This is a genomic window from Pseudomonas faucium (genome assembly GCF_021602585.1).
GTDB classification, from domain to species: Bacteria; Pseudomonadota; Gammaproteobacteria; order Pseudomonadales; family Pseudomonadaceae; genus Aquipseudomonas; species Aquipseudomonas faucium.
On record NZ_BQIP01000010.1, the window covers coordinates 117,871 to 138,717 of the forward strand.

Sequence of the window (20,847 nt, forward strand, 5' to 3'; positions counted from 1 at the left end):
GTAACTGCTCCTGCCGGAAAAAGAGAGCGGTAATGGTACTGGGGGCATCGGCCTTGCACAAGCGAAGCAGGCGGGCGGAGCATTCCCCTCGGCGCCTTATTTCGCTACCCTTGGCCCTTTGATCGGTGCAGCGCGGCCCGCCGGGCCGTCGACCCTGCTCCCCGGCCTGCGTCCACGTCCTCGCTTGCGAGCCCCGGGCCCTGCCGACAGGAGGCTTTTGCCCGTCCTGCATCGACCGCTCATCGCTTTAGGAATGCTGCATGTCCACCCCCACCGTCCGCGAACAATTCCTCGTCATCAGCGCCTTGGGCCCCAACCCGATGGAGCTGGCCAACGTCCTCAGCCGCGCCGCCTTCGAAAACCGCTGCGCGGTGGTCACCTCGCGCCTGAGCCGGCATGGCGAGACCAGCGCCCTGGTCCTGCAGGTGGGCGGTAGCTGGGACGCCCTGGCGCGCCTCGAATCCACCCTGCCGGGCCTGGGCAAGAAGCACGGCCTGACCCTCGACGTGGTGCGCAGCGCCGACCAGGAGGTACGCCCACAGGCCCTGCCTTACGTGGCCTACGTCAGCGCCGCCTACCGCCCGGACATCATCAACGAGCTGTGCCAGTTCTTCCTCGACCACCGCGTCGAGCTCGAAGCCATGACCTGCGACACCTACCTGGCGCCGCAGACCGGCAGCAGCATGCTCAATGCCCAGTTCACCGTGATCCTGCCGGCCGGCACCCAGATCAGCTGGCTGCGCGACCAGTTCCTGGACTTTGCCGACGCCCTGAACCTGGACGCGCTGATCGAACCTTGGCGCCCACAGAACCCCGTGTAAGGAAACCTGCCATGGCTGTAGCAATCGACCAACCCGTTGCCGACTTCCAGGCCCAGGCCACCAGTGGCCAGGCCGTGAGCCTGAGCGGGCTCAAGGGCCAGCAGGTGGTGCTGTATTTCTACCCCAAGGACAGCACCCCGGGCTGCACCACCGAAGGCCAGGGTTTCCGTGACCAGCATGCAGCCTTTGCCGCGGCCAACACCGTGGTGTTCGGCGTGTCGCGCGATGGCATCAAGTCGCACGAGAACTTCAAGGCCAAGCAGGGCTTCCCCTTCGAGCTGATCAGCGACAAGGACGAGGCGCTGTGCCAGCTGTTCGACGTGATCAAGCTGAAGAAGCTGTATGGCAAGGAATACATGGGCGTGGACCGCAGCACCTTCCTGATCGACAAGCACGGTGTGCTGCGCCAGGCGTGGCGTGGGGTGAAGGTGCCCGGGCATGTGGATGCCGTGTTGGCGGCGGCCCAGGCGCTGGACAAGGCCTGAGAACGAACGGGGCCGCTTCGCGCCCCATCGCCGGCAAGCCGGCTCCCACAGGTACAGCGTGCATCGCACCTGTGGGAGCCGGCTTGCCGGCGATGGGGGCGCGAAGCGGCCCCGATTGCATTCAGAGTATCGGTGACACACTCGGCTCCTGCCGCGGCCAGGCATCCAGCACGGCCTTGATCAGCGTCGCCAGCGGGATGGCGAAGAAGATCCCCCAGAACCCCCACAACCCGCCAAACAGCAGCACCGCGCAGATGATCGCCACCGGGTGCAGGCTCACCGCCTCGGAGAACAGCAGCGGCACCAGCACGTTGCCATCGAGCCCCTGGATGATCGCATACACCGTCATCAGGTAGATGAACTGGTCGCCCCAGCCCCACTGGAACAGCGCAATCAGCGTCACCGGCACGGTCACCACCACCGCCCCCACATATGGCACCACCACCGACAAGCCCACCAGCAGCGCCAGCAAGGCGGCATAGTTGAGCCCCAGGCTGATGAAGGCGATATAGGTGGCGACCCCGCAAATCAGGATCTCGATGCCCTTGCCGCGGATGTAGTTGGCGATCTGCCGGTTCATCTCGCTGCCCACCCGGTTGAGCAGGCTGCGCTGGCGCGGCAGGTAGCCGCTGACCCAACGCCCGATCAGCTCGCGGTCCTTGAGGAAGAAGAACACCAGGATCGGCACCAGCACCAGGTAGATCATGGCGCTGACCAACAACGGCAGGCTCGACAAGGAGAAGGTCAGCGCCCACTGGCCGAACTTGCCGATCTCGCCACGCACCGACTCGATGGCGCGCAGCACCTGCTCGTCCGACACCAGGTGCGGGTAGCGCTCCGGCAACAGCAACAGCAGCGATTGCCACTTGCTGAGCATGCCCGGCAATTCGTTGAACAGGGTGATCAGCTGGTGCCACAGCAGCGGCACCAGCACCAATAGGAACACCGCCAGCGCCCCCATGAACAGGGCGAACACCAGCATCACCGCGAGCCGGGTCGGCACCCGGATGCGCTCCAGGGCATTGACCAGGCCCTGCATCAGAAACGCCAGCACCATCCCCGCCAGCACCGGCGCGAGCATGCCGCCAAGGGTCAGGACCGCGGTGAAGGCCAGGAACAGCAGCACCGCCAGCACCACCGCCTCTTCATCGGAGAAGTAGCGATGCAGCCAGTCGCGAAGCACTTTGAACATTGACGATCCTTGATTGAGACTCAGGCCTTGCGCAGCCAGTAGGTATAGGTGCCGGCCTCGGCCGTTTCACGCAGCAGCGTATGACCGGCCAACTGGGCAAAAGTGCGGAAGTCGCGCTGGGAACCGGCGTCGGTGGCGATCACCTTGAGCACCGCACCACTGCCCAGGCGATTGAGCTCCATCTTCGCCTTGAGCAGGGGCAGCGGGCAGTTCAGCCCGCTGGCGTCGAGTTCGGCGTCGCAGGTCAGGGTGTCACTCATCGGGGCATTCTCCACAGGCGGGGCAGACAGGCTGGCTAGGATACCGCCACTGGTCGCCAACGTGTGAGCCGGCTACAGTAGGTGCTTTATCCGACGCGAGCTTCGTGCATGAACCTACTGCGCCCCACCCTGCTGACGCTGGCCTGCCTGATGGCCCTCCCCGGCCATGCTGACGACCTGCCATCGCTGGGCGACGCCAGTTCCGCGATCGTCTCGCCACAGCAGGAGCACCAGCTCGGCCGCGCCTGGCTGAGCCTGCTGCGCGGCCAGGTCAACCAGCTGAACGACCCGCAGCTCAAGGACTACGTCGAGACCACCGTGTACCGCCTGGCCGAAACCAGCCAGCTGCAGGACCGGCGCCTGGAATTCATCCTCATCGACAGCAAGGAACTCAACGCCTTCGCCGCCCCTGGCGGCATCGTCGGGGTCAACGGCGGCCTGTTCCTCAACGCCCAGACCGAAGGCGAATACGCCTCGGTGCTGGCGCACGAACTGGCGCACTTGTCGCAACGCCACTTCGCCCGCGGCGTCGAAGCCCAGCAACGCATGCAGCTGCCGATGATGGCCGCGCTGCTGGCCGGTATCGTGCTGGCAGCAGGCGGCGCGGGCGACGCCGGTATCGGCATGATTGCCGGCACCCAGGCCGCGGCGATCCAGGAACAGCGGCGCTTCTCCCGGCAGAACGAGCAGGAAGCCGACCGGGTCGGCATCCAGAACCTGGAAAAGGCCGGTTACGACCCGCGCAACATGCCGACCATGTTCGAACGCTTGGCGCGCCAGTACCGTTACGATGCCAAGCCGCCCGAATTCCTGCTGACTCACCCGGTGACCGAATCGCGTATCGCCGACACCCGCAACCGCGCCGAGCAGGCGCCCAAGGGCGGCGTCGAAGACAGCCAGCGCTACCAGCTGATTCGCGCACGCGTGGCGCTCACCTATGAAGGCACGCCCGGCCTTGCCGCCAAGCGCTTCCGCGCCCAGCTCGACGAAGACCCGAAGCTCGATGCAGCCCGCTATGGCCTGGCCCTGGCGCAGATCAAAGGCGGCCAGCTCAACGAAGCACGCGAGAACCTAAAGCCCCTGCTGGCCAAGGCGCCCAACGACATCACCTACAACCTGGCGCAGATCGACCTGGACATCACCAACAACCGCCTGGCCGATGCCCAGCAGCGCGCCGAGCGCATGCAAGGCCTGTATCCAGGCAATTACCCGCTGAAACAGGTGCGCGCCGACCTGCTGGTCAAGCAGAACAAGCCGGCCGAGGCGGAGCAGGTATTGAACGATCTGCTCAAGAGCCGCCCGGACGATCCGGACGTGTGGTACGACATGGCCGAAGTGCGCGGGCTGTCGGGCAACACCATTGGCCTGCATCGGGCGCGGGCCGAGTACTTCACCTTGGTGGGGGATTTCGACCAGGCGATCCAGCAGCTCGATTACGCCAAGCGCCGTGCCGGGGGTAATTTCCCGCTGGCATCGCAGATCGACCAGCGCCAGCGCGAGATCATGGAGCAGCGGCGTATGGTGCAGGAGATGATGGGGCGGTGAGATTCCGGGGGGCGCTTTGCGCCCCTTTCGCGACACAAGGCCGCTCCTACAGGCGCGCCGCCGCCCTTGTAGGAGCGGCCTTGTGTCGCGAAAGGGCCGCATAGCGGCCCCGACAATGTCAAGCGTTACCCGAAAGCTTCAAACGCGCCGCCTGGGTAAAGTCCAGCATCCGGTTCAACGGTTTGATCGCCTTGGGCACCAACGCCGGGTCAACGAAAATCTCGTTGCTCCCGTTACGCAGGCAATCCAGCAACCGCTCCAGGGTATTCATCGCCATCCACGGGCAGTGCGCGCAGCTGCGGCAGGCCGCGCCGTTGCCGGCGGTCGGCGCCTCGACGAACTCCTTGTCCGGGCACAGCTGCTGCATCTTGTAGAAGATGCCGCGGTCGGTGGCGACGATGAAGGTCTTGTTCGGCAGCGTCTGCGCAGCCTTGATCAGCTGGCTGGTGGAGCCCACTGCGTCGGCCAGTTCGATCACCGCTTCCGGCGACTCGGGGTGCACCAGGATCGCGGCGTCCGGGTACAGCGCCTTCATGTCGGCCAGCTGGCGCGACTTGAACTCCTCGTGGACGATGCACGCACCGTCCCACAGCAGCATGTCGGCACCGGTCTGCTTCTGGATGTAGCGGCCCAGGTGCTGGTCCGGCCCCCAGATGATGGTTTCGCCGTTGTCCATCAGGCTTTCGACGATCTCCAGCGCACAGCTCGAGGTCACCACCCAGTCGGCCCGGGCTTTGACTGCCGCCGAGGTATTGGCGTAGACCACCACGGTGCGTTCCGGATGCTGGTCGCAGAAGGCCGAGAACTCTTCGACCGGGCAGCCCAGGTCGAGCGAGCAGGTGGCCTCCAGGGTCGGCATCAGCACGCGTTTTTCCGGGGTGAGGATCTTGGCCGTTTCGCCCATGAAGCGCACGCCGGCGACGATCACCGTTTCGGCGGGGTGGTTCTTGCCGAAGCGGGCCATTTCCAGCGAGTCGGAAACGCAGCCGCCGGTTTCTTCGGCCAGCGCCTGGATCACCGGGTCACAGTAATAGTGGGCGACCAGCACGGCGTTCTGCGCCTTCAGCTCGGCAGCGATGGCCGCACGGTATTCGGCCTCCTGCTCGGCGGTCAGCGGGTTGGGCTGCTTGGCATCGAGGTGGGCCTGAACCAACAGGCGTTCGGAAATCTGGGTCATGATCGCGGGACCTGCAGGCGCGCATGCGCGTCGAATCGAGTGTACCACCCGGCCCTGGCAGATCGGCTAAGGGTGCCGGACGGCAGGCATGCCGCCACGGCCCTCTGCGGGCGCGGATTATTATCGGACGCCGAAGGCTACAGACAATCAAGGGATTTCTAAAGCGGTTTTTGTGTTGCCTGAAGGGCCCTATCGCCGGCAAGCCGGCTCCCGCAGGTGTTGCTGTGGGAGCCGGCTTGCCGGCGATAGGGCCTTTGCAGATCAACCCTGCGGCTGCATCGCCGCAAAGTGCGCCGCCAGGATCATGGCGAACTCCTCGACGGTCATCTTCTTGCCATTGAATTCGACCATGCCATCGGCATAGTGCAGGCTCGATACCACGTCGTTGCCCTGCACGGTGGCCATGCCGCTCTGCAGTGCCATCATGCCGACCATCTCACCGGCCTGGCTGGACTGCATGGCAATCGCCTGGGCGTCGGTCTGCCCTTCGAGCAAGGCCTGCAGGGTCGCCAGGTCGCCGATCATCGGCTTGGACAGCGAGAGCTTGCTCTTGACCTGGGTGATCAGCTGCTTGCCAAGCTGGTCGGGCGGCAGGTCGAAGGACGTCGGGCTGGCGAAATCCATCGACAGGTTGAAGCGGCTTTCGCCATTGGCCGTCTTGAACGACAGGTTCTCCACCGCCACCTGCGGCTTGGATGCCAGCAACTGCTGCAGGTCGCCCTGGAACTTGGCCTTCTCGGCCTCGTCCATCTGGATTTGCGGCACGGGCTCGCCAGCGGCGGCAGCCGCCTCGAACTCCGGCAAGTGCGCCTGGTACCACTGCGACAACGCCTGCAGGGCCGGGGCATTGATCGACTTGATGCTCACCGCCAGCTGGCCACTGCCGACCGCGCGGCCGTCCCAGGTAATGTCCGCCACCTTGTAGTCCACGCGGCCACCCACGGTGCCCGGGCCATCGAGGGTCTGCAGGGCATTCTGCTCGATGCCCTTGAGCAACAGCACCTGTTGCTTGGGCCCCAGCGTGGCCTTGGCCTCGGCCAGCAGCAGGTCGACATTGCCGACATAGACCATGTCGTGCTCGGTAGCCGCCAGGTTGCCGCCAATCTTCAGGCCTTGCAGCTCGAAGGTTGCAGGCGGGTGGTCAGCGCCTACCAGCTTGATGTCCAAGCGCTCGGCAGCGCCATGGAATTTCGAGGCCTTGCCGTCCCGGTCGCCCGCAGCTTCCAGGTGCATGCCCGAAAAATCGACGCTGCTGCCGTTGCCGTCCTTGAAGTTGAACGGGGCCACCTGGACGACGCTGTCGACGCTGCCGCCGTAGCCCAGGCTGACCTGCGCAGCCACCGGTGGTTTGTCGCCCGTGGCGGCGAACCAGGGCGCGGTGAAGTCGTCTTTTTGCAGCACGCTGTTGCTGGTGGCCATCACCGGCATCAGCTTCAGGGCCTTGACCCGCGACCAGGGGAACGGGCCGTGTTCGATCTGGTCGGTGAGGCCGACCTCGAAGTTGACCGCTTCGCCATGGCCGACGTTGATGTCCTTGGCCTTGACGCGATACTGCGCGGTGCTGGTGAAGAAGTGCTGCTCGAGCCCGACCAGCTCGATGGTCACGCTGCCGCCGGTGCCGACCAGGGCCTTTTTCAGCTCGGCATTGCCCAGGCTCACGGAGTGTTCCAGCTCGGCAGGAAGCTGCTTGCCGGTGTACCAGGCGCCAGCGGTGGTTGCGACGGCAATGGCGATGGCCAGGCCGGAAAGGATGCCTACTGATTTCTTCATGAATTGAACCGATCGATGTCCATATGGGGTGGGCTTGCAGCCGGGCGGCCGCGCAGGTTGCAAAGGATATCACCGCACCCCTGGCGAAAGGGTGGCCACTGCGACGAAATGGGTCGTTTCGGCGGCATCCTGCAGCCGTGTTCAGCACCGCCCTATTCGTTCAATTTTACGAACATTCGCATCGATCGAAATCGCAAAAAACCGCGCAAAAACCGAACATATCGGCCTTTTAACCGATAAATGTTTCAGTTTGGCAACATCTTGTCATGTTTAACTTGACACCCACCCGGCCATCGTTTTTTATTTTCACCACCTTGCCCAGCGCCACTCCACGAAGAAGAAAAGCCGCGCCGTCATGATGCCTCATCGCCCCTGCCCGCACGCTCCACCTTCCTAGCCCAGGCTCTGCCAGCTCGACAACGGCGCCTCGCCCGCGCCTACCTCTGCTCCAACAATAAAAGGTGAACAACATGGAGCCCACCCGCTCGCCCGCGCTGCACGCGCAATCCACTGCACCCGTCGTTCACGCCCAGCAGCAGGAGCCATGCCAGCATGCAGCCTGACCACAGCGCCACCGGCAACGGCCAACTCCGTAAAACCCTGCGCCTCTGGCACGTGATCATCATCGGCCTGGCCTACCTGACGCCGATGACCGTGTTCGACACCTTCGGCATCGTCTCCGGCATCACCTCCGGGCATGTGCCCAGCGCCTACATCCTGGCGCTGGCCGGCATCCTGTTCACCGCCGTGAGCTACGGCACCCTGGTGCGCCGCTTCCCGCAATCGGGGTCGGCCTATACCTACACCCAACGCGCGATCAACCCGCACGTGGGCTTCCTGGTCGGCTGGTCGTCGCTGCTCGACTACCTGCTGCTGCCGATGGTCAACGCCCTGCTGGCCAAGCTCTACCTGTCGGCCATGTTCCCTGAAGTGCCGGAGTGGATCTGGGTGGCCGGCTTCGTCACCCTGATCAGCCTGATCAACATGCGCAGCGTCAACCTGGTGGCGCATTTCAACCTGCTGTTCGTGGCGGTGCAGGTGGCGATCATCGCCGTGTTCATCTACCTCTGCGTGCGCGGCCTGGACCAGGGCGAAGGCCTGGGTACCACCTGGAGCCTGATCCCGTTCGCCGACGGCCAGACCCAGCTCAGCGCACTGGCCGCCGGGGCCACCATCCTGTGCTTCTCGTTCCTGGGCTTCGACGCCGTGACCTGCCTGTCGGAAGAAACCCAGAACCCTAGCAAGACCATTCCGCGGGCGATCTTCCTCACCGCCCTGATCGGCGGCTGCGTGTTCATCACCGTGTCGTACTTCATCCAGGCCTACTTCCCGACCATGACGCGCTTCCACGACCAGGAGGCCGCCCTGCCGGAAATCGCGCTGTATGTCGGCGGCAAGCTGTTCCAGTCGATCTTCATCGCCTGCACCGTGATCAACACCATCGCCTCGGGCCTGGCCTCGCAGACCAGCGTTTCGCGCCTCCTGTACGTGATGGGCCGCGACAACGTGATCCCGGCCAGCATCTTTGCCCGCCTGCACTCGCGCTACAAGACGCCGGTGCTGAACATCGCGGTGGTCGGGCTGATCTCGCTGTCGGCGATCTTCTTCGACCTGGTGACCGCCACCTCGATCATCAACTTCGGCGCGCTGGTGGCCTTCAGCTTCGTCAACCTGTCGGTGATCAACCACTGCTACCTGCGTGAAGGCCAGCGCCAAGGCTGGGCCAACAAGCTCAAGTACCTGGTGTTGCCGACCATCGGCTTCTGCATCATCGTGTCGCTGTGGCTCGACCTGAACGCTCACTCGCTGTTGTTCGGCGGGGTCTGGGCGCTGGTTGGCGTGCTGTACCTGGCCTGGCTGACCAAAGCCTTCACCGCCGCGCCACCGAACTACGTTGCCGAATGACTTACGCCGCCCACAACGCCCGCTGACATGCGGGCGTTGTTCTTGATCGAAAAGGACTGCCCTCATGCCGCTGCGTCGCCTCTCCATCCAATGGAAGATCACTCTGCTCGCGGGCCTGTGCCTGCTGGCCATCGTCGCCTTGCTGGTTGCCACCTCGCTGACCCAGGCGCGCAGCAGCGCGGCGCTGGTCAGCCAGGCCAACAGCGAGATGCTCGATCACAGCGCCCGCCTGCGCCTGCAGGCCCACGCCGAAACCCAGGCGCTGCGCATCCAGCGCTACTTCATGGATGCCTACCAGTACGCCAACGGCTTCGCCCGCCTGGCACAGGTGCTGAAGGCGCGTGGCGGCAATGACCTGCGCGCCGAACTGACCCGCCAGGCCCACGCCAGCCTTGCCGGCAACCCGGACGTGATCGGCCTGTACCTGGTGTTCCAGCCCAACGCCCTGGACCACCAGGACAGCCAGTTCGTCGGCCAGGACAGCGCCGGCAGCAACGAAAGCGGGCGTTTCTCGCTGTACTGGTCGCAACCCAGCCCCGGCACCCTGGAGCTGGAAGCCATGCCAGAATCGATGCTCAACGATGCGAGCCTAGGCACCAATGGCGCGCCCAAGAACCGCTGGCTGACCTGCCCCCTGGAAACGGCCAGGGCCTGCGTGCTCGAGCCCTACCTGGATGAGGTCAATGGCCACCAGGTGCTGATGACCAGCATTGCCCTGCCGCTTTTGGAGAACGGCAAGGTGGTCGGCGTGGTCGGCCTGGACATCGGCCTGGACAACCTGCAGCAGCTGAGCCTGCAAGGCCGCCAGGACCTGTTCGACGGCCAGGGCCAGGTCAGCATCGTCAGCGCCAGCGGCCTGCTCGCCGGCAACAGCCGCGACAGCGCCAAGCTCGGCGCGCCGCTGGACCAGGCCGTGGCCAACGGCGTGCTGCGCGTGGCCCGGCCGTTCTCGCCAATCCCCGACGCCGCCCCTTGGCAAGTGCTGCTGGAACTGCCAGAGGCCGTGCTGCAGGCCCCTGCGGTGGCCCTCAACCAACGCCTGGACGCGCACAACCAGAGCGCCAACCTGACCGGCCTGCTGATCGGCCTGGGCGCGGCGGTAGTCGGCCTGCTGCTGGTCTGGCTGACTGCCCGTGGCGTGACCCGGCCGATCCTCGCCGTGGCCGCACGGCTCAAGGACATCGCCAGCGGCGAAGGCGACCTCACCCGTCGCCTGGACTACGCCCGCGACGACGAACTGGGCCAGCTCAGCGGCTGGTTCAACCGCTTCCTCGACAAGCTGCAGCCGGTGATTGCCCAGGTCAAAGGCTCGCTGCACGAAGCCCGCGGCACCGCCGACCAGTCCGCCGCCATCGCCAGCCAGACCAGCAGCGGCATGCAGCAGCAGCAACGCGAGATCGAGCAGGTGGCCACCGCCGCCAACGAGATGAGCGCCACCGCCCAGGACGTCGCCCACAATGCCGCGCAAGCGGCCCAGGCAGCGCGGGGCGCCGACCAGGCCAGCCGCGAAGGCCTGCAACTGATCGCCAGCACCCGCCAGGCCATCGACCAGCTGGCGGCCGGCATGAACACCGCCATGGACGAAGCCCGCGCTCTGGAAAACCGCAGCGAGCAGATCGGCTCGGTCCTGGAGGTGATTCGCGCCATTGCCGAGCAGACCAACCTGCTGGCGCTCAACGCCGCGATCGAAGCCGCCCGCGCTGGCGAAGCCGGGCGTGGCTTTGCCGTGGTCGCCGACGAAGTGCGCAGCCTGGCCCAGCGCACCCAGGTGTCGGTGGAAGAGATTCGCCAAGTGATCGAAGGCCTGCAGCAAGGCACCCAGGATGTGGTCGGCGCCATGCATGATGGCCAGCGCCAGGCCCAGGCCAGTGCAACGCGCATGGAGCAGGCGCTGCCGGCGCTGCAGCGCATTGGCGAGGCGGTGACGGTGATCAGTGACATGAACCTGCAGATTGCTTCGGCGGCCGAAGAACAGAGCGCGGCGGCCGAGGAAGTGAACCGCAACGTGGCCGGCATCCGCGATGTGACAGAATCGCTGTCGGGCCAGGCTGATGAATCCGCGCGGATCAGCCAGGCCTTGAACCGCTTGGCCAATCAGCAGCAAGCTTTGATGGAACAGTTCCGCGTCTAGTCTGTACTGGCCCTATCGCCGGCAAGCCGGCTCCCACAGGCACCCCCACGGGATTCGATAGGGCCTGCACAGGCAACCCACTTTCGAAAATGAGTTCTACCCATGCAATCCCCCAACAAACCACCCTTCTTCGACATCACCAGCGAACAGGGCCTGTTACGCACCTCGATCGCCGTCACCCTGTTCATCGCCACCATCGGCATCGCCTTCGGCCTGGCCTCGGGTTCGTTCTCGATCGTCTTCGACGGCGTCTACTCGCTGGTCGACGCCAGCATGAGCGGCCTGTCGCTGGTGGTGGTCAAGCTGATCACCTCGCACGCCACCAGCCTGCAGCTGTCGCGCAAGCTGCGCGAGCGCTTCACCATGGGCTTCTGGCACCTGGAGCCGATGGTGCTGGCGCTCAACGGCATCCTGCTCAGCGGCGTGGCCATCTACGCGCTGATCAACGCCGTCAGCAGCCTGCTCGAAGGCGGCCGCCACCTGGAGTTCGGCATCGCGATGATCTACGCGGTGCTGACGGTGATCGCCTGCGCCACCATCGCCGTGGTGGAAAACCGCGCCAACCGCAAGCTCAAATCCGACTTCGTGCGCATGGACGTCAAGGGCTGGATCATGTCGGCCAGCATTACCGCGGCCTTGCTGATCGCCTTCTGCTTTGGCTATGCGGTGCAGGGCACCTCGCTGGAATGGGTGTCGCCGTACATCGACCCGGCGGTACTGGCGCTGGTGTGCCTGGTGATCATCCCGCTGCCACTGTCGGTGGTGCGCCAGGCCATGTCGGAAATCTTCCTGGTGACCCCTGGCGACCTCAAGCAGCACGTCGACGAAGTGTCGCGCGCGTTCGTCAGCAAGCACGGGTTGCAGTCGTACCGGGCCTATGTGGCCAAGGTCGGGCGCTCGCGGGAGATCGAGCTGTATTTCATCGTGCCCAAGAGCATGGGCGCCAAGTCCATCGACGAGTGGGACGCGCTGCGCAACGAGATTGGCGACGCCGTGGGTGGCGAAGGGCCGGATCGCTGGATCACCGTGGTGTTCACCGGTGATCCTGAGTGGGCCGAGTAACCGCAAGGCCGGCCACCTCGCTTGAAAACAACTGCGCCTTGACCTCGTAGCGCTTGCCCAGGATTTCGCCCATGCCGAGCCAGTTCATGCCTTCGTAGGTCAGGCGCACGCTGCCGCCGTCCAGGGTGAACGCGTAGCCGCCATCAGAAATGAACCGGTAGCCCTGGGCGTTCACCGCGAGCAGCCGGTAGCCATTGGCCGAAGGCGAGTAAAGCGCCTGGACCCGCTTCAGGTAATGCGGGGCCATTGCGTCGAACATCGATTTCACCGACCGCGCGTAGTCATCCATGGGCAGGCCGTCATAGCGCTCCAGGGCACCTGCGATCAGCGCGAAATATTCGGCATTGGCACGTGCGATGGACATCTTCACCGCCAGCAGCGTCATCAGCTTCTGGTTGTCCACGGCCTCGCCGTCGGGGGTTGCCCCCGCCTTCGCCTTGCCAACCGTGCCTGGCACCCGGACGGTGTAATCGGCCGGATCAAGCGGCGTGAAGACGCTGGCGGCGACATAACTGGCGCACGCCAGCTGGCGGCCAGGCTGGTCATCATTGACCAGCATCGAAAGCGGATGGCCATTGGCAGGGATTGCCCCTGGCTTGAGCCCATCCTGCTCCAGGCTTCGCCAGATCTGCTCCTGGCTCACCTCGCCGCGGGCCAGCAGGCACACGCGCTGGATGACCGACTCATCGAACGTCGCATCCAGCTTCGGCGCCATCGACTTGACCGCACTCTGCACGATGGGCAGAGCGGGCACCGACGTGGTGTGCTGCGTGAGCAGCGCGGGCTTGGCGGAACCAAGCGGGCCAACAAGCTGATCGCAACCGGGCAGTGCCGCCAGGGCGATCAGGGCCAGCGCAAAGCGTGCAGGTAGTTTCACATTCATGCTCCTCATGAACCTGGCGGCGCTTGGCCGCCAGGTATCCATCGCCGTATGCTGTCGCTTCAGAACTGGTAGCCAACACCAATGCCCACGCCCATGTCGTTGCGCGAGTTGGTATTGAGCTGCGCCTTGGTGACCCAGCGGCCATTGCCCGACAGGTACGAGACCCCCAGCGCGACAGCCGATTGCCCGCGATAGCCAGCCCCGCCCAGCGCCACCATGCTCGCACCCGGGGAGTACGATTGCGGCAGGCTGGCCATGGCCATGGCCCCGGCGATACCTGCGCTGAGTACATCGTCCTGGCGCTTGAGGTCGTGCTTGAGCTCGCTGAAGCGGCTATCGGTGTAGGCATTGGCATCCTGGGTGATGTTGGCCAGGCTGCTGGTGAGCTGCCCCAGGTTGACCGCATCGGTATCGCTGGTAGCCGCCGCGACGTTGGTCACCTGCCGCTCGTTGCCGACGCTGCCGACCGACACGCTGTTCGCGCGGTTGGTGCTGGAGTTGGCGCCGAGCGCCAGCGAGTTGTCATGGCTGGCAGTGGCGCCATTGCCAACCGCCGTGGCATTGCTGGCGGTGGCAGCAGCACCATTGCCCATGGCGCTGGCGTTGTCGCCCGAAGCGCTGGCGCCCGCGCCAGCGGCGAAGCTGTCGCCCCCCGTGGCTTTGGGCACCGGTCGCGCCTTGCTGTTGTTGACCTGGAGCATCCCGGCCTTGCCCTGCTCGAGGTCGTTCAAACGGTTATCGGCCACCGCCACCGAGTTGTTGATCGAGCTGATCGAGTTGTCGGTGTACTGCTTCGACTGCGCCACAGCGCCGTCGAGTTGCCGCAGGTTGACCGCATCATTGGCCTCCTTGCCGTCGGCCAGGTTGCTCAAGGTACGGGTCTCACCGGTGGCTGCATTGCCGATCGAAACCGTCCCCACCGGGTTGTTGCTGGCGTCGGAATATTTCCCGGTATAACTCTGCGCACCGCGCCCACCATCGCTGGCACCGGCCCCCAGGGCTACGCTGCCTGCGGCCTGGGCTTGCGCGCCATCGCCCATGGCGATGGCTTTGGCGCCACTTGCGACAGCGTCATGACCGGCTGCCAGCGCCTGGTCGCCAGCGGCAACTGCACCACCGCCCATGGCCGTGGCGTCGGCCCCGTTCGCCTGTGCCGCGGCCGCGGTAGAGTTGCTTTTGAAGTACGGCGAAGCCGCCCCTGGGCCACCGCTGTTCACGGTGTTTTCCAGGATGTTCAGGCGCGAGGTGACATTGCGCACCGAGTTGCCCATGCCATCGACACTGGTGTTGGTTGCGAACAACTGGCTGCCGTTGACGGCATCGGTGCTGTCGGCGCTGATACGCCCTGCCGCGACATGGGTGAGCTGCCGATACTGAACACCCCCACCGGCGCCCCACCCGCATAGGTGTACTGCAGGGTATCCAGCGTGCCGCCCAGCACGGGCACGGCGGCTTCGGTGGTCGAGCCACTGCCGATCGCGATCGAGTTGGCCTCGCTGGCGTTGGCGCCATTGCCGATGGCCACCGCGTTGGTTGCCGAGGCAACGGCTGCCGGGCCGGCGGCCAGGCTGTCGGTGCCAGTGGCCGCACTGTCCACCTGGGTCGAGTTGCTGTGGAAGTACTTGATGCCCGCGCCGTTGTTGACCACGTTGTCGAAGCTGTTGCCCAGGTTGGTGACGGTATTGCCCAGGTTGGTCACCGTGCTGCCAATCCCCCCCACGGTAGTGTCCAGGCCGGACATCGTCAGGCCCAGGTCATCGACGGCCTGGTTGGTGGCAAACAGCTGGCTGCCGTTGACCGCATCGGTGCTGGCCGCGCTCAGCTGGCCAGCCGCGACATTGGTCACCTGCCGCTCGGCGCCCACGCTGCCGACGCTGAGCACACCGGTCGGTGCCGCGCCGGCAAAGGTGTAGGCCGTGCCGTTCAGCGAGCCACCCGCTACTGCGACCGCCGCAGCCGTGGTAGCGCCACTGCCGATGGCCACGGAGTTGGCATCGCTGGCCGTGGCACCATTGCCCAAAGCGACGCTATTGGCCGCCGTGGCGCTTGCAACCGGCCCCATGGCTACGCTGTCGGCGCCGGTGGCGCTGCTGTCGGCCAGGGTCGAGTTGCTGTGGAAGTATTTGATACCGGCGCCGTTGTTGACCACGTCGTCGAAGCTGTTGCCCAGGTTGGTGACCGTGGTTCCAAGGTTGGTCACGGTGGTACCCAGGTTGGTCACCGTATTGCCAAGGTTAGTCACCGTCGAACCGATCCCACCCAAAGTGGTGTCCATGCCGGAGACCGCCAAGCCCAGATCGTCGACTGCCCGATTGGTGGCAAACAGCTGGCTACCGTTGACCCCATCGGTGCTGGTAGCGCTCAGCTGGCCAGCCGCGACATTGGTCAACTGCCGCTCGGCTCCCACGCTGCCGACACTGAGCACACCGGTCGGCGCTGCGCCGGCAAAAGTGTAAGCCGTGCCATTGACCAGGCCACCCGCCACCGCGACTGCCGCGGACGTGGTGGCACCGCTGCCGAGGGCCACGGAGTTGGCATCACTGGCCGTGGCACCATTGCCCAAGGCGACGCTATTGACCGCCGTGGCGCTGGCAACCGGCCCCATGGCAACGCTGTCGGTGCCTGTGGCACTGCTGTCGGCCAGGGTCGAGTTGCTGTGGAAGTATTTGATACCGGCGCCGTTGTTGACCACGTCGTCGAAGCTGTTGCCCAGGTTGGTGACCGTGGTGCCCAGGTTGGTCACTGTCGAACCCAGATTGGTCACCGTCGTACCGAGGCCACTTACCGTGGTGTCCAGACCCGTGACTGTCGCCCCCAGGTCATCGACAGCCTGGTTGGTGGCGAACAGCTGGCTGCCGTTGATGGCATCGGTGCTGGCTGCGCTCAACTGGCCGGCCGCGACATTGGTCACCTGCCGCTCGGCGCCCACGTTGCCGACGCTGAGCACACCGGTCGGTGCGGCGCCGGCAAAGGTGTAGGCCGTGCCATTGACCGAGCCTCCCGCCACTGCGACTGCCGCAGACGTGGTGGCGCCGCTGCCGAGGGCCACGGAGTTGGCATCACCGGCCGTGGCGCCGTTGCCCAACGCAACGCTATTGGCCGCCGTGGCGCTGGCAACCGGCCCAATGGCTACACTGTCGGCGCCGGTGGCATCGCTGTCGGCCAAGGTCGAGTTGCTGTGGAAGTACTTGATACCAGCGCCGTTGTTGACCACGTTGTTGAAGCTGGTGCCCAGGTTGGTGACCGTGGTCCCGAGGTTGGTAACTGTCGTGCCCAGGTTGGTCACCGTCGAGCCAATGCCGGTGACCGTTGCACCCAGGGTATTGACAGCCTGGTTGGTGGCAAACAGCTGGCTGCCGTTGATGGCATCGGTACTGGCAGCACTCAACTGGCCGGCCGCGACGTTGATCACCTGCCGCTCGGCGCCTGCAATCCCCATGCTCACCACACCCGTTGGGGTGGCACCGGCGAACGTGAATGGGGTGCCATTGACGGTGCCGCCAGCGACGGCGACCGCCGCTCTGGTCGTTGCACCGTTGCCCAGAGCAACAGAGTTGACAGTACTTGCAGTGGCCCCATCGCCCAGGGCAAGACCAAAGTTGGCAGTGCCCCTGGCGCCCCGGCCGAGGGCGATGGCAGAAGTGGCGCTGACGTTGCTCTGCCCACCGATAGCGATACCATCGACGCCGCTGGCGCTCGCTGCTGCTACGCCGTTGCGGCCGATTGACAGCGCGCCCGCTGCCGCTGCACTCGCACCATCCCCCAATGCGGTGGCATTGGCCGCAGTCACGCGGCTGTTCTGCCCGAGCGCTACCGAAGCCACCGAGTTGATGTCGGCGCTTGCGTTCTGCCCGAGCGCAGTTGACCCATCGGCGAGCGCCTTGCTTTGCCGGCCTATCGCGACCGAGTTCACCCCTGTCGAGTTGGCCGCATCACCAATGGCGACACCGAAGTTGGAAGCCGTCGCCCCGCTGCCAGCACCAATTGCAATTGAAAATGCCCCGCAGGTAGTAGTACCGGCAGATCCATCGCCGATCTGACCCAATTCCATACATGTACCGGCCAATGCCGATTGCGTAGTACCCGCCAAGGCAACCAACACAGGAAGCATTATTAATCTAGATAAACTCACGCGTTTACGCGCCACTAACTCCGACACCGCCACCCAGGTTTGGGAAGCCACGTTCCAAATAACTGCATATGTCTTGTTCATCAATAGCACTCCTGTGAAGTTTTATACCTGCGCACAGCACGTCCGTGGCTTGAATACCTTCTAACTATTTGATCCGGCCCAGCGGGCCGGCCGGGCGGGCGTGCCGTAGGCGGCTACGCGGCGGCTAGAAGGCTGAAACAGGCCTTTGATGAGTCGAGCAATTGAAGTGTCGGGCGAGGTTCATGTCACCGATGGAAAACGCGCTTTAACGAAACGTAAACTTAACGACATATTTCTTGTAATTAATTAAAAGCTTGGCTGATTTCGATTATTTTTAATAAGTAGACTTTAAAGTCGCTCAGGCCAAAAAAGGCCCGCTGCAGAGAAGGGAGGCATTCATGGATGACTGTGCAGCGTCTGCACGGGTGACGATCGGCAAAACGAAAAAGCCCGCCACCGTTTCCGGTAGCGGGCTTTGACTTACTGCGTATGGTGGGTCGTGTAGGATTCGAACCTACGACCAATTGGTTAAAAGCCAACTGCTCTACCAACTGAGCTAACGACCCGTTGTATGGCGCGTATAATACTGATTTCTAACGGGAAATCAACACCCCATCGTAAAATTTTTCAAAAATATCGGGTTGGGTCTGCTACACCGGCGGCCTTGAAGCCGTCGGCGCGCAGGCGGCAGCTGTCGCACTTGCCACAGGCACGGCCTTCATCGTCGGCCTGGTAGCAGGAAACGGTCAGGCTGTAGTCGACACCCCGGGCCATGCCCGCCTGCACGATCTGCGCCTTGCTCAGGTTCTGCAGCGGCGCCTGGATGCTAAAGCCCTGCCCTTCGACGCCGGCCTTGGTGGCCAGGTTGGCCATGCGCTCGAACGCTTCGACGAACTCCGGGCGGCAATCCGGGTAGCCGGAGTAGTCCACGGCGTTGACACCGATGAAGATGTCGCGCGCTTGCAGCACTTCAGCCCAGCCCAAGGCCAGGGACAGGAACACGGTATTGCGAGCCGGCACGTAAGTGACCGGAATACCCTCGCCGGGAGCTTCCGGCACGTCGATGCTGGTGTCGGTCAGGGCCGAGCCACCGATACCATCGAGGTTCAGGCCAATCACCTTGTGCTCGACCACGCCCAGGTCGCGGGCGACACGGGCGGCGGCGTTGAGCTCGGCCCGGTGGCGCTGGCCGTAGTCGAAGCTCATGGTGTAGCAGCTGTAGCCTTCGGCCTTGGCCATGGCTACCACGGTGGCCGAGTCGAGGCCGCCAGACAGCAGGATTACCGCGCGTTTTTCAGTCATGTGCTCTTACTCTCAATCAGCGTCCGGGTTCGTCGTTCCACAGCAGCTTGTGCAGCTGCAGCTGGAAGCGTACGGGGAGGTTGTCGGCTACGATCCAGTCGGCCAGGTCGCTGGCCTTCACCTGGTGATGGCTGGGCGAGAACAGCACCTCGCCCGCACGCTCGGCGAGGTTGTACTGGATCAGCTTGGACACTGCCCAGTCATAGTCCTCGCGCGAACAGATGACGAACTTGACCTGGTCGTTGCGGGTCAGGTGCTCGATGTTCTCGTACAGATTGCGATGGGATTCTTCGGAGCCTGGGGTCTTGAGGTCGACCACGCGGCTGACGCGCACGTCGGTTGCCGAGATATCCAGGGCGCCGCTGGTTTCCAGCGAAACCTCGTAGCCGGCATCGCACAGGCGCTGCAGCAGCGGCAAGGCATTCGGCTGGGCCAAAGGCTCGCCACCGGTGACGCAGACATAGCGCGGCTTGAAGCCCGCCACCTGCTCCAGGATCGAGTCGAGGGTGCGCACGGTGCCGCCACTGAAGGCGTAGGCACTGTCGCAGTACTGGCAGCGCAGGGGGCAACCGGTCAGGCGCACGAATACCGTGGGCAGCCCAGCCGTTCGTGTTTCACCCTGCAACGAGTAAAAGACTTCGGTGATGCGTAATGTGTCTTGCATGATCGCCACGGGCGTGACAGCTAAACAGGCTGTCCGCCTCCGTCAGGCACTGCAGCGGACTCGACAAGGCGTTATCCGCAGCAGCGTGTTTAGGAAAAAAGGGCACTGATTCTAACGAAAAAACCCGCGGCGAGCGCGGGTTTCTTTCCAACGGTACAGCTCAGAGCTTCTGCAGGTCGCGTTGCGCCAGTTGCGCGGCAGAGGTGCCGGGGTACTGGGTGATGACTTGCTGCAGGATACCCTTGACCTTGTCGGTGTGGCCCATGCGGCGCTCGACGTCGGCCAGCTTGTACAGGGAGTCCGGTACCTTGCTGTGCTTGGGGTACTTCTGGCTGACCTGGGCGAACGCCTGGCTGGCACCTTGCAGGTCACCCTTGGCCAGGTTCACCTCACCCAGCCAGTACTGGGCATTGCCGGCGTACTGGCTGTTCGGGTACTTGCGCAGGAAGGCATTGAACGCCTGGCTGGCCTTGTCGAAGTCCTTCTGCTTGATCAGGTCGAAAGCCGCGTCGTAGTAGAGCTTCTCTTTCGCCGGATCGCCCGGCTCGCTGTTGGCGGCCGGTTGTTGTGCAGCAGCGCCTGCGGCGCCGGCTGCGGCACCGGCGGCAGCATCGGGAGCTGCACCGGTGGAGGAATTATCGGGGGTCGCGGCAGGCGCGCCACCACTGTTGATGCGACGGTCCAGATCCTGGTAACGCTCCAGGTTCTCCTGCTTCATGCGGGCGACATCGTTCTGCAACTCTTCGATGATGCCTTGCTGGCGGGAAATCTGATCCTGCATCTGTTGCAGCTGCATGAACAGCTGGCCCTGTGCCGAGGCAGGGGTCGAAGCCCCTGCCCCGGCATAGGCGCCGCTCGTGCCATAACCCGAAGGTGGGTAAGCACCTCCGTTGTCATCTACTACAGGAACCGCAGCCCACGCTGAAAGCGGAAGGCTGAGTGCGAGGACGGTTACAGCACGACGGCACATACGCATGAGAACTTACTTACGCAGTTCTACGCGACGGTTTTGAGCCCAGGACTGCTCGTCGTTGCCGGTAGCAACTGGACGCTCTTCGCCGTAGGAAACCAGTTCCAGCTGAGCAGGGGAAACGCCCTGCAGAACCAGGTAGCGCTGAACGGCCTTGGCACGACGCTCACCCAGAGCCATGTTGTACTCGCGGGTGCCGCGCTCGTCGGTGTTGCCTTCCAGAACAACGCGGTTGCCGTTGGCTTTCAGGTCCTTGGCGTGAACGTCCAGAGCGCGCATGGCTTCTGGCTTCAGGTCCGAGCTGTCGTATTCGAAGTAGAAGGTGGTGATTGCGCGCAGAGCTGCTTCTTCGCTCAGGGAGCCGTCAACAGCACCGGTGTTGGCGCCGTAACCAGCGTTCGGATCAACAGCGCCTTCACCAGCGTTGTCACCGCCTTTCGAGGAGCAACCTACAGCTACGGCCATGGCCAGAGCCAGCGCAGCAAATTTACCAAACTTCAGCATTTCCATCGTGAAACTCCTAATGA

16 protein-coding genes, 1 tRNA gene and 3 pseudogenes are annotated in these 20,847 nt (G+C 64.3%); 7 read left to right on the plus strand and 13 right to left on the minus strand.

The window, feature by feature from the left end; all coding sequences use genetic code 11:
- Positions 1 to 260: 260 nt before the first annotated feature.
- Both L6D75_RS14075 and L6D75_RS14080 read left to right on the plus strand, forming a co-directional pair.
- Positions 261 to 821, plus strand: a complete 561-nt coding sequence (locus tag L6D75_RS14075; protein ID WP_008097509.1) for a glycine cleavage system transcriptional repressor — start codon at positions 261 to 263, stop codon at positions 819 to 821.
- Between the two features lie 11 nt (positions 822 to 832).
- Positions 833 to 1,306 (plus strand): peroxiredoxin, encoded by a 474-nt coding sequence (locus L6D75_RS14080; protein WP_236193591.1) that lies wholly within the window; start codon positions 833 to 835, stop codon positions 1,304 to 1,306.
- A gap of 121 nt (positions 1,307 to 1,427) precedes the next feature.
- On the opposite strand, the gene L6D75_RS14085 is transcribed toward L6D75_RS14080, so the two are convergent.
- Positions 1,428 to 2,498, minus strand: a complete 1,071-nt coding sequence (locus tag L6D75_RS14085; RefSeq protein ID WP_236193593.1) for an AI-2E family transporter — start codon at positions 2,496 to 2,498, stop codon at positions 1,428 to 1,430.
- 20 nt (positions 2,499 to 2,518) lie between these two features.
- Complete coding sequence (locus L6D75_RS14090; protein WP_236193595.1) at positions 2,519 to 2,758, minus strand: sulfurtransferase TusA family protein; 240 nt, start codon at positions 2,756 to 2,758, stop codon at positions 2,519 to 2,521.
- Positions 2,759 to 2,866: 108 nt separating this feature from the next.
- On the opposite strand from L6D75_RS14090, the gene L6D75_RS14095 reads away from it, so the two are divergent.
- Positions 2,867 to 4,303: a M48 family metalloprotease gene (locus L6D75_RS14095; protein WP_236193597.1), complete on the plus strand. Its 1,437-nt coding sequence runs from the start codon at positions 2,867 to 2,869 to the stop codon at positions 4,301 to 4,303.
- 118 nt (positions 4,304 to 4,421) lie between these two features.
- Here L6D75_RS14095 and nadA read toward each other — a convergent pair whose 3' ends face one another.
- Entirely contained in the window at positions 4,422 to 5,480 is a 1,059-nt protein-coding gene (nadA, locus tag L6D75_RS14100) for a quinolinate synthase NadA (protein ID WP_176518249.1), read from the minus strand.
- A gap of 261 nt (positions 5,481 to 5,741) precedes the next feature.
- Positions 5,742 to 7,250 (minus strand): YdgA family protein, encoded by a 1,509-nt coding sequence (locus L6D75_RS14105; RefSeq protein ID WP_236193599.1) that lies wholly within the window; start codon positions 7,248 to 7,250, stop codon positions 5,742 to 5,744.
- A gap of 552 nt (positions 7,251 to 7,802) precedes the next feature.
- Between L6D75_RS14105 and L6D75_RS14110 the strand changes: the two genes are divergently transcribed.
- The 4 genes and pseudogenes from L6D75_RS14110 (at position 7,803) to L6D75_RS14120 (ending at position 12,348) form a co-directional block, all read left to right on the plus strand.
- Positions 7,803 to 9,155 carry an APC family permease gene (locus tag L6D75_RS14110; protein WP_236193600.1) on the plus strand — a complete coding sequence of 451 codons (1,353 nt, stop codon included), beginning with the start codon at positions 7,803 to 7,805 and terminating at the stop codon, positions 9,153 to 9,155.
- 283 nt (positions 9,156 to 9,438) lie between these two features.
- Positions 9,439 to 10,428 (plus strand): annotated as a pseudogene (locus L6D75_RS27465) (cache domain-containing protein); the annotation flags it as partial.
- A gap of 102 nt (positions 10,429 to 10,530) precedes the next feature.
- A complete protein-coding gene (locus L6D75_RS27470; protein ID WP_373876241.1) occupies positions 10,531 to 11,286 on the plus strand; it encodes a methyl-accepting chemotaxis protein in 756 nt (251 codons plus the stop codon).
- Between the two features lie 102 nt (positions 11,287 to 11,388).
- The gene (locus L6D75_RS14120; protein WP_176518304.1) at positions 11,389 to 12,348 is read left to right on the plus strand and encodes a cation diffusion facilitator family transporter; all 960 of its coding nucleotides are present in this window, start codon (positions 11,389 to 11,391) and stop codon (positions 12,346 to 12,348) included.
- Here L6D75_RS14120 and L6D75_RS14125 read toward each other — a convergent pair.
- The 9 genes and pseudogenes from L6D75_RS14125 to pal all read right to left on the minus strand — a co-directional run bounded on the left by L6D75_RS14125 (position 12,320) and on the right by pal (position 20,830).
- Positions 12,320 to 13,231 carry a hypothetical protein gene (locus tag L6D75_RS14125; RefSeq protein ID WP_236193622.1) on the minus strand — a complete coding sequence of 304 codons (912 nt, stop codon included), beginning with the start codon at positions 13,229 to 13,231 and terminating at the stop codon, positions 12,320 to 12,322. The genes L6D75_RS14120 and L6D75_RS14125 overlap by 29 nt on opposite strands.
- A 59-nt stretch (positions 13,232 to 13,290) precedes the next feature.
- Entirely contained in the window at positions 13,291 to 14,571 is a 1,281-nt protein-coding gene (locus L6D75_RS14130; protein WP_236193656.1) for a YadA family autotransporter adhesin, read from the minus strand.
- Positions 14,572 to 14,705: 134 nt separating this feature from the next.
- Positions 14,706 to 17,042, minus strand: a pseudogene (locus L6D75_RS14135) (YadA family autotransporter adhesin); the annotation flags it as partial.
- 42 nt (positions 17,043 to 17,084) lie between these two features.
- A pseudogene (locus L6D75_RS27620) lies at positions 17,085 to 17,444 on the minus strand (ESPR-type extended signal peptide-containing protein); the annotation flags it as partial.
- A 430-nt stretch (positions 17,445 to 17,874) separates the two neighbouring features.
- Positions 17,875 to 17,950, minus strand: a tRNA-Lys gene (locus L6D75_RS14140).
- A 61-nt stretch (positions 17,951 to 18,011) separates the two neighbouring features.
- Entirely contained in the window at positions 18,012 to 18,686 is a 675-nt protein-coding gene (gene queC, locus L6D75_RS14145) for a 7-cyano-7-deazaguanine synthase QueC (RefSeq protein ID WP_176511598.1), read from the minus strand.
- A gap of 16 nt (positions 18,687 to 18,702) precedes the next feature.
- Positions 18,703 to 19,350 (minus strand): 7-carboxy-7-deazaguanine synthase QueE, encoded by a 648-nt coding sequence (gene queE / locus L6D75_RS14150; protein ID WP_176511597.1) that lies wholly within the window; start codon positions 19,348 to 19,350, stop codon positions 18,703 to 18,705.
- 160 nt (positions 19,351 to 19,510) lie between these two features.
- Positions 19,511 to 20,326: a tol-pal system protein YbgF gene (ybgF, locus tag L6D75_RS14155; RefSeq protein WP_176511596.1), complete on the minus strand. Its 816-nt coding sequence runs from the start codon at positions 20,324 to 20,326 to the stop codon at positions 19,511 to 19,513.
- A gap of 6 nt (positions 20,327 to 20,332) precedes the next feature.
- Complete coding sequence (pal, locus tag L6D75_RS14160) at positions 20,333 to 20,830, minus strand: peptidoglycan-associated lipoprotein Pal (protein WP_023381906.1); 498 nt, start codon at positions 20,828 to 20,830, stop codon at positions 20,333 to 20,335.
- Between the last annotated feature and the right edge of the window lie 17 nt (positions 20,831 to 20,847).

Excerpts from the sequence above, each read along its gene's own strand:
- L6D75_RS14075 (WP_008097509.1), top strand. The coding sequence starts at position 261 with ATGTCCACCCCCACCGTCCGCGAACAATTCCTCGTCATCAGCGCCTTG.
- L6D75_RS14080 (WP_236193591.1), top strand. The coding sequence starts at position 833 with ATGGCTGTAGCAATCGACCAACCCGTTGCCGACTTCCAGGCCCAGGCC.
- L6D75_RS14085 (WP_236193593.1), bottom strand. The coding sequence starts at position 2,498 with ATGTTCAAAGTGCTTCGCGACTGGCTGCATCGCTACTTCTCCGATGAA.
- L6D75_RS14090 (WP_236193595.1), bottom strand. The coding sequence starts at position 2,758 with ATGAGTGACACCCTGACCTGCGACGCCGAACTCGACGCCAGCGGGCTG.
- L6D75_RS14095 (WP_236193597.1), top strand. The coding sequence starts at position 2,867 with ATGAACCTACTGCGCCCCACCCTGCTGACGCTGGCCTGCCTGATGGCC.
- nadA (WP_176518249.1), bottom strand. The coding sequence starts at position 5,480 with ATGACCCAGATTTCCGAACGCCTGTTGGTTCAGGCCCACCTCGATGCC.
- L6D75_RS14105 (WP_236193599.1), bottom strand. The coding sequence starts at position 7,250 with ATGAAGAAATCAGTAGGCATCCTTTCCGGCCTGGCCATCGCCATTGCC.
- L6D75_RS14110 (WP_236193600.1), top strand. The coding sequence starts at position 7,803 with ATGCAGCCTGACCACAGCGCCACCGGCAACGGCCAACTCCGTAAAACC.
- L6D75_RS27470 (WP_373876241.1), top strand. The coding sequence starts at position 10,531 with ATGCAGCAGCAGCAACGCGAGATCGAGCAGGTGGCCACCGCCGCCAAC.
- L6D75_RS14120 (WP_176518304.1), top strand. The coding sequence starts at position 11,389 with ATGCAATCCCCCAACAAACCACCCTTCTTCGACATCACCAGCGAACAG.
- L6D75_RS14125 (WP_236193622.1), bottom strand. The coding sequence starts at position 13,231 with ATGAATGTGAAACTACCTGCACGCTTTGCGCTGGCCCTGATCGCCCTG.
- queC (WP_176511598.1), bottom strand. The coding sequence starts at position 18,686 with ATGACTGAAAAACGCGCGGTAATCCTGCTGTCTGGCGGCCTCGACTCG.
- queE (WP_176511597.1), bottom strand. The coding sequence starts at position 19,350 with ATGCAAGACACATTACGCATCACCGAAGTCTTTTACTCGTTGCAGGGT.
- ybgF (WP_176511596.1), bottom strand. The coding sequence starts at position 20,326 with ATGCGTATGTGCCGTCGTGCTGTAACCGTCCTCGCACTCAGCCTTCCG.
- pal (WP_023381906.1), bottom strand. The coding sequence starts at position 20,830 with ATGGAAATGCTGAAGTTTGGTAAATTTGCTGCGCTGGCTCTGGCCATG.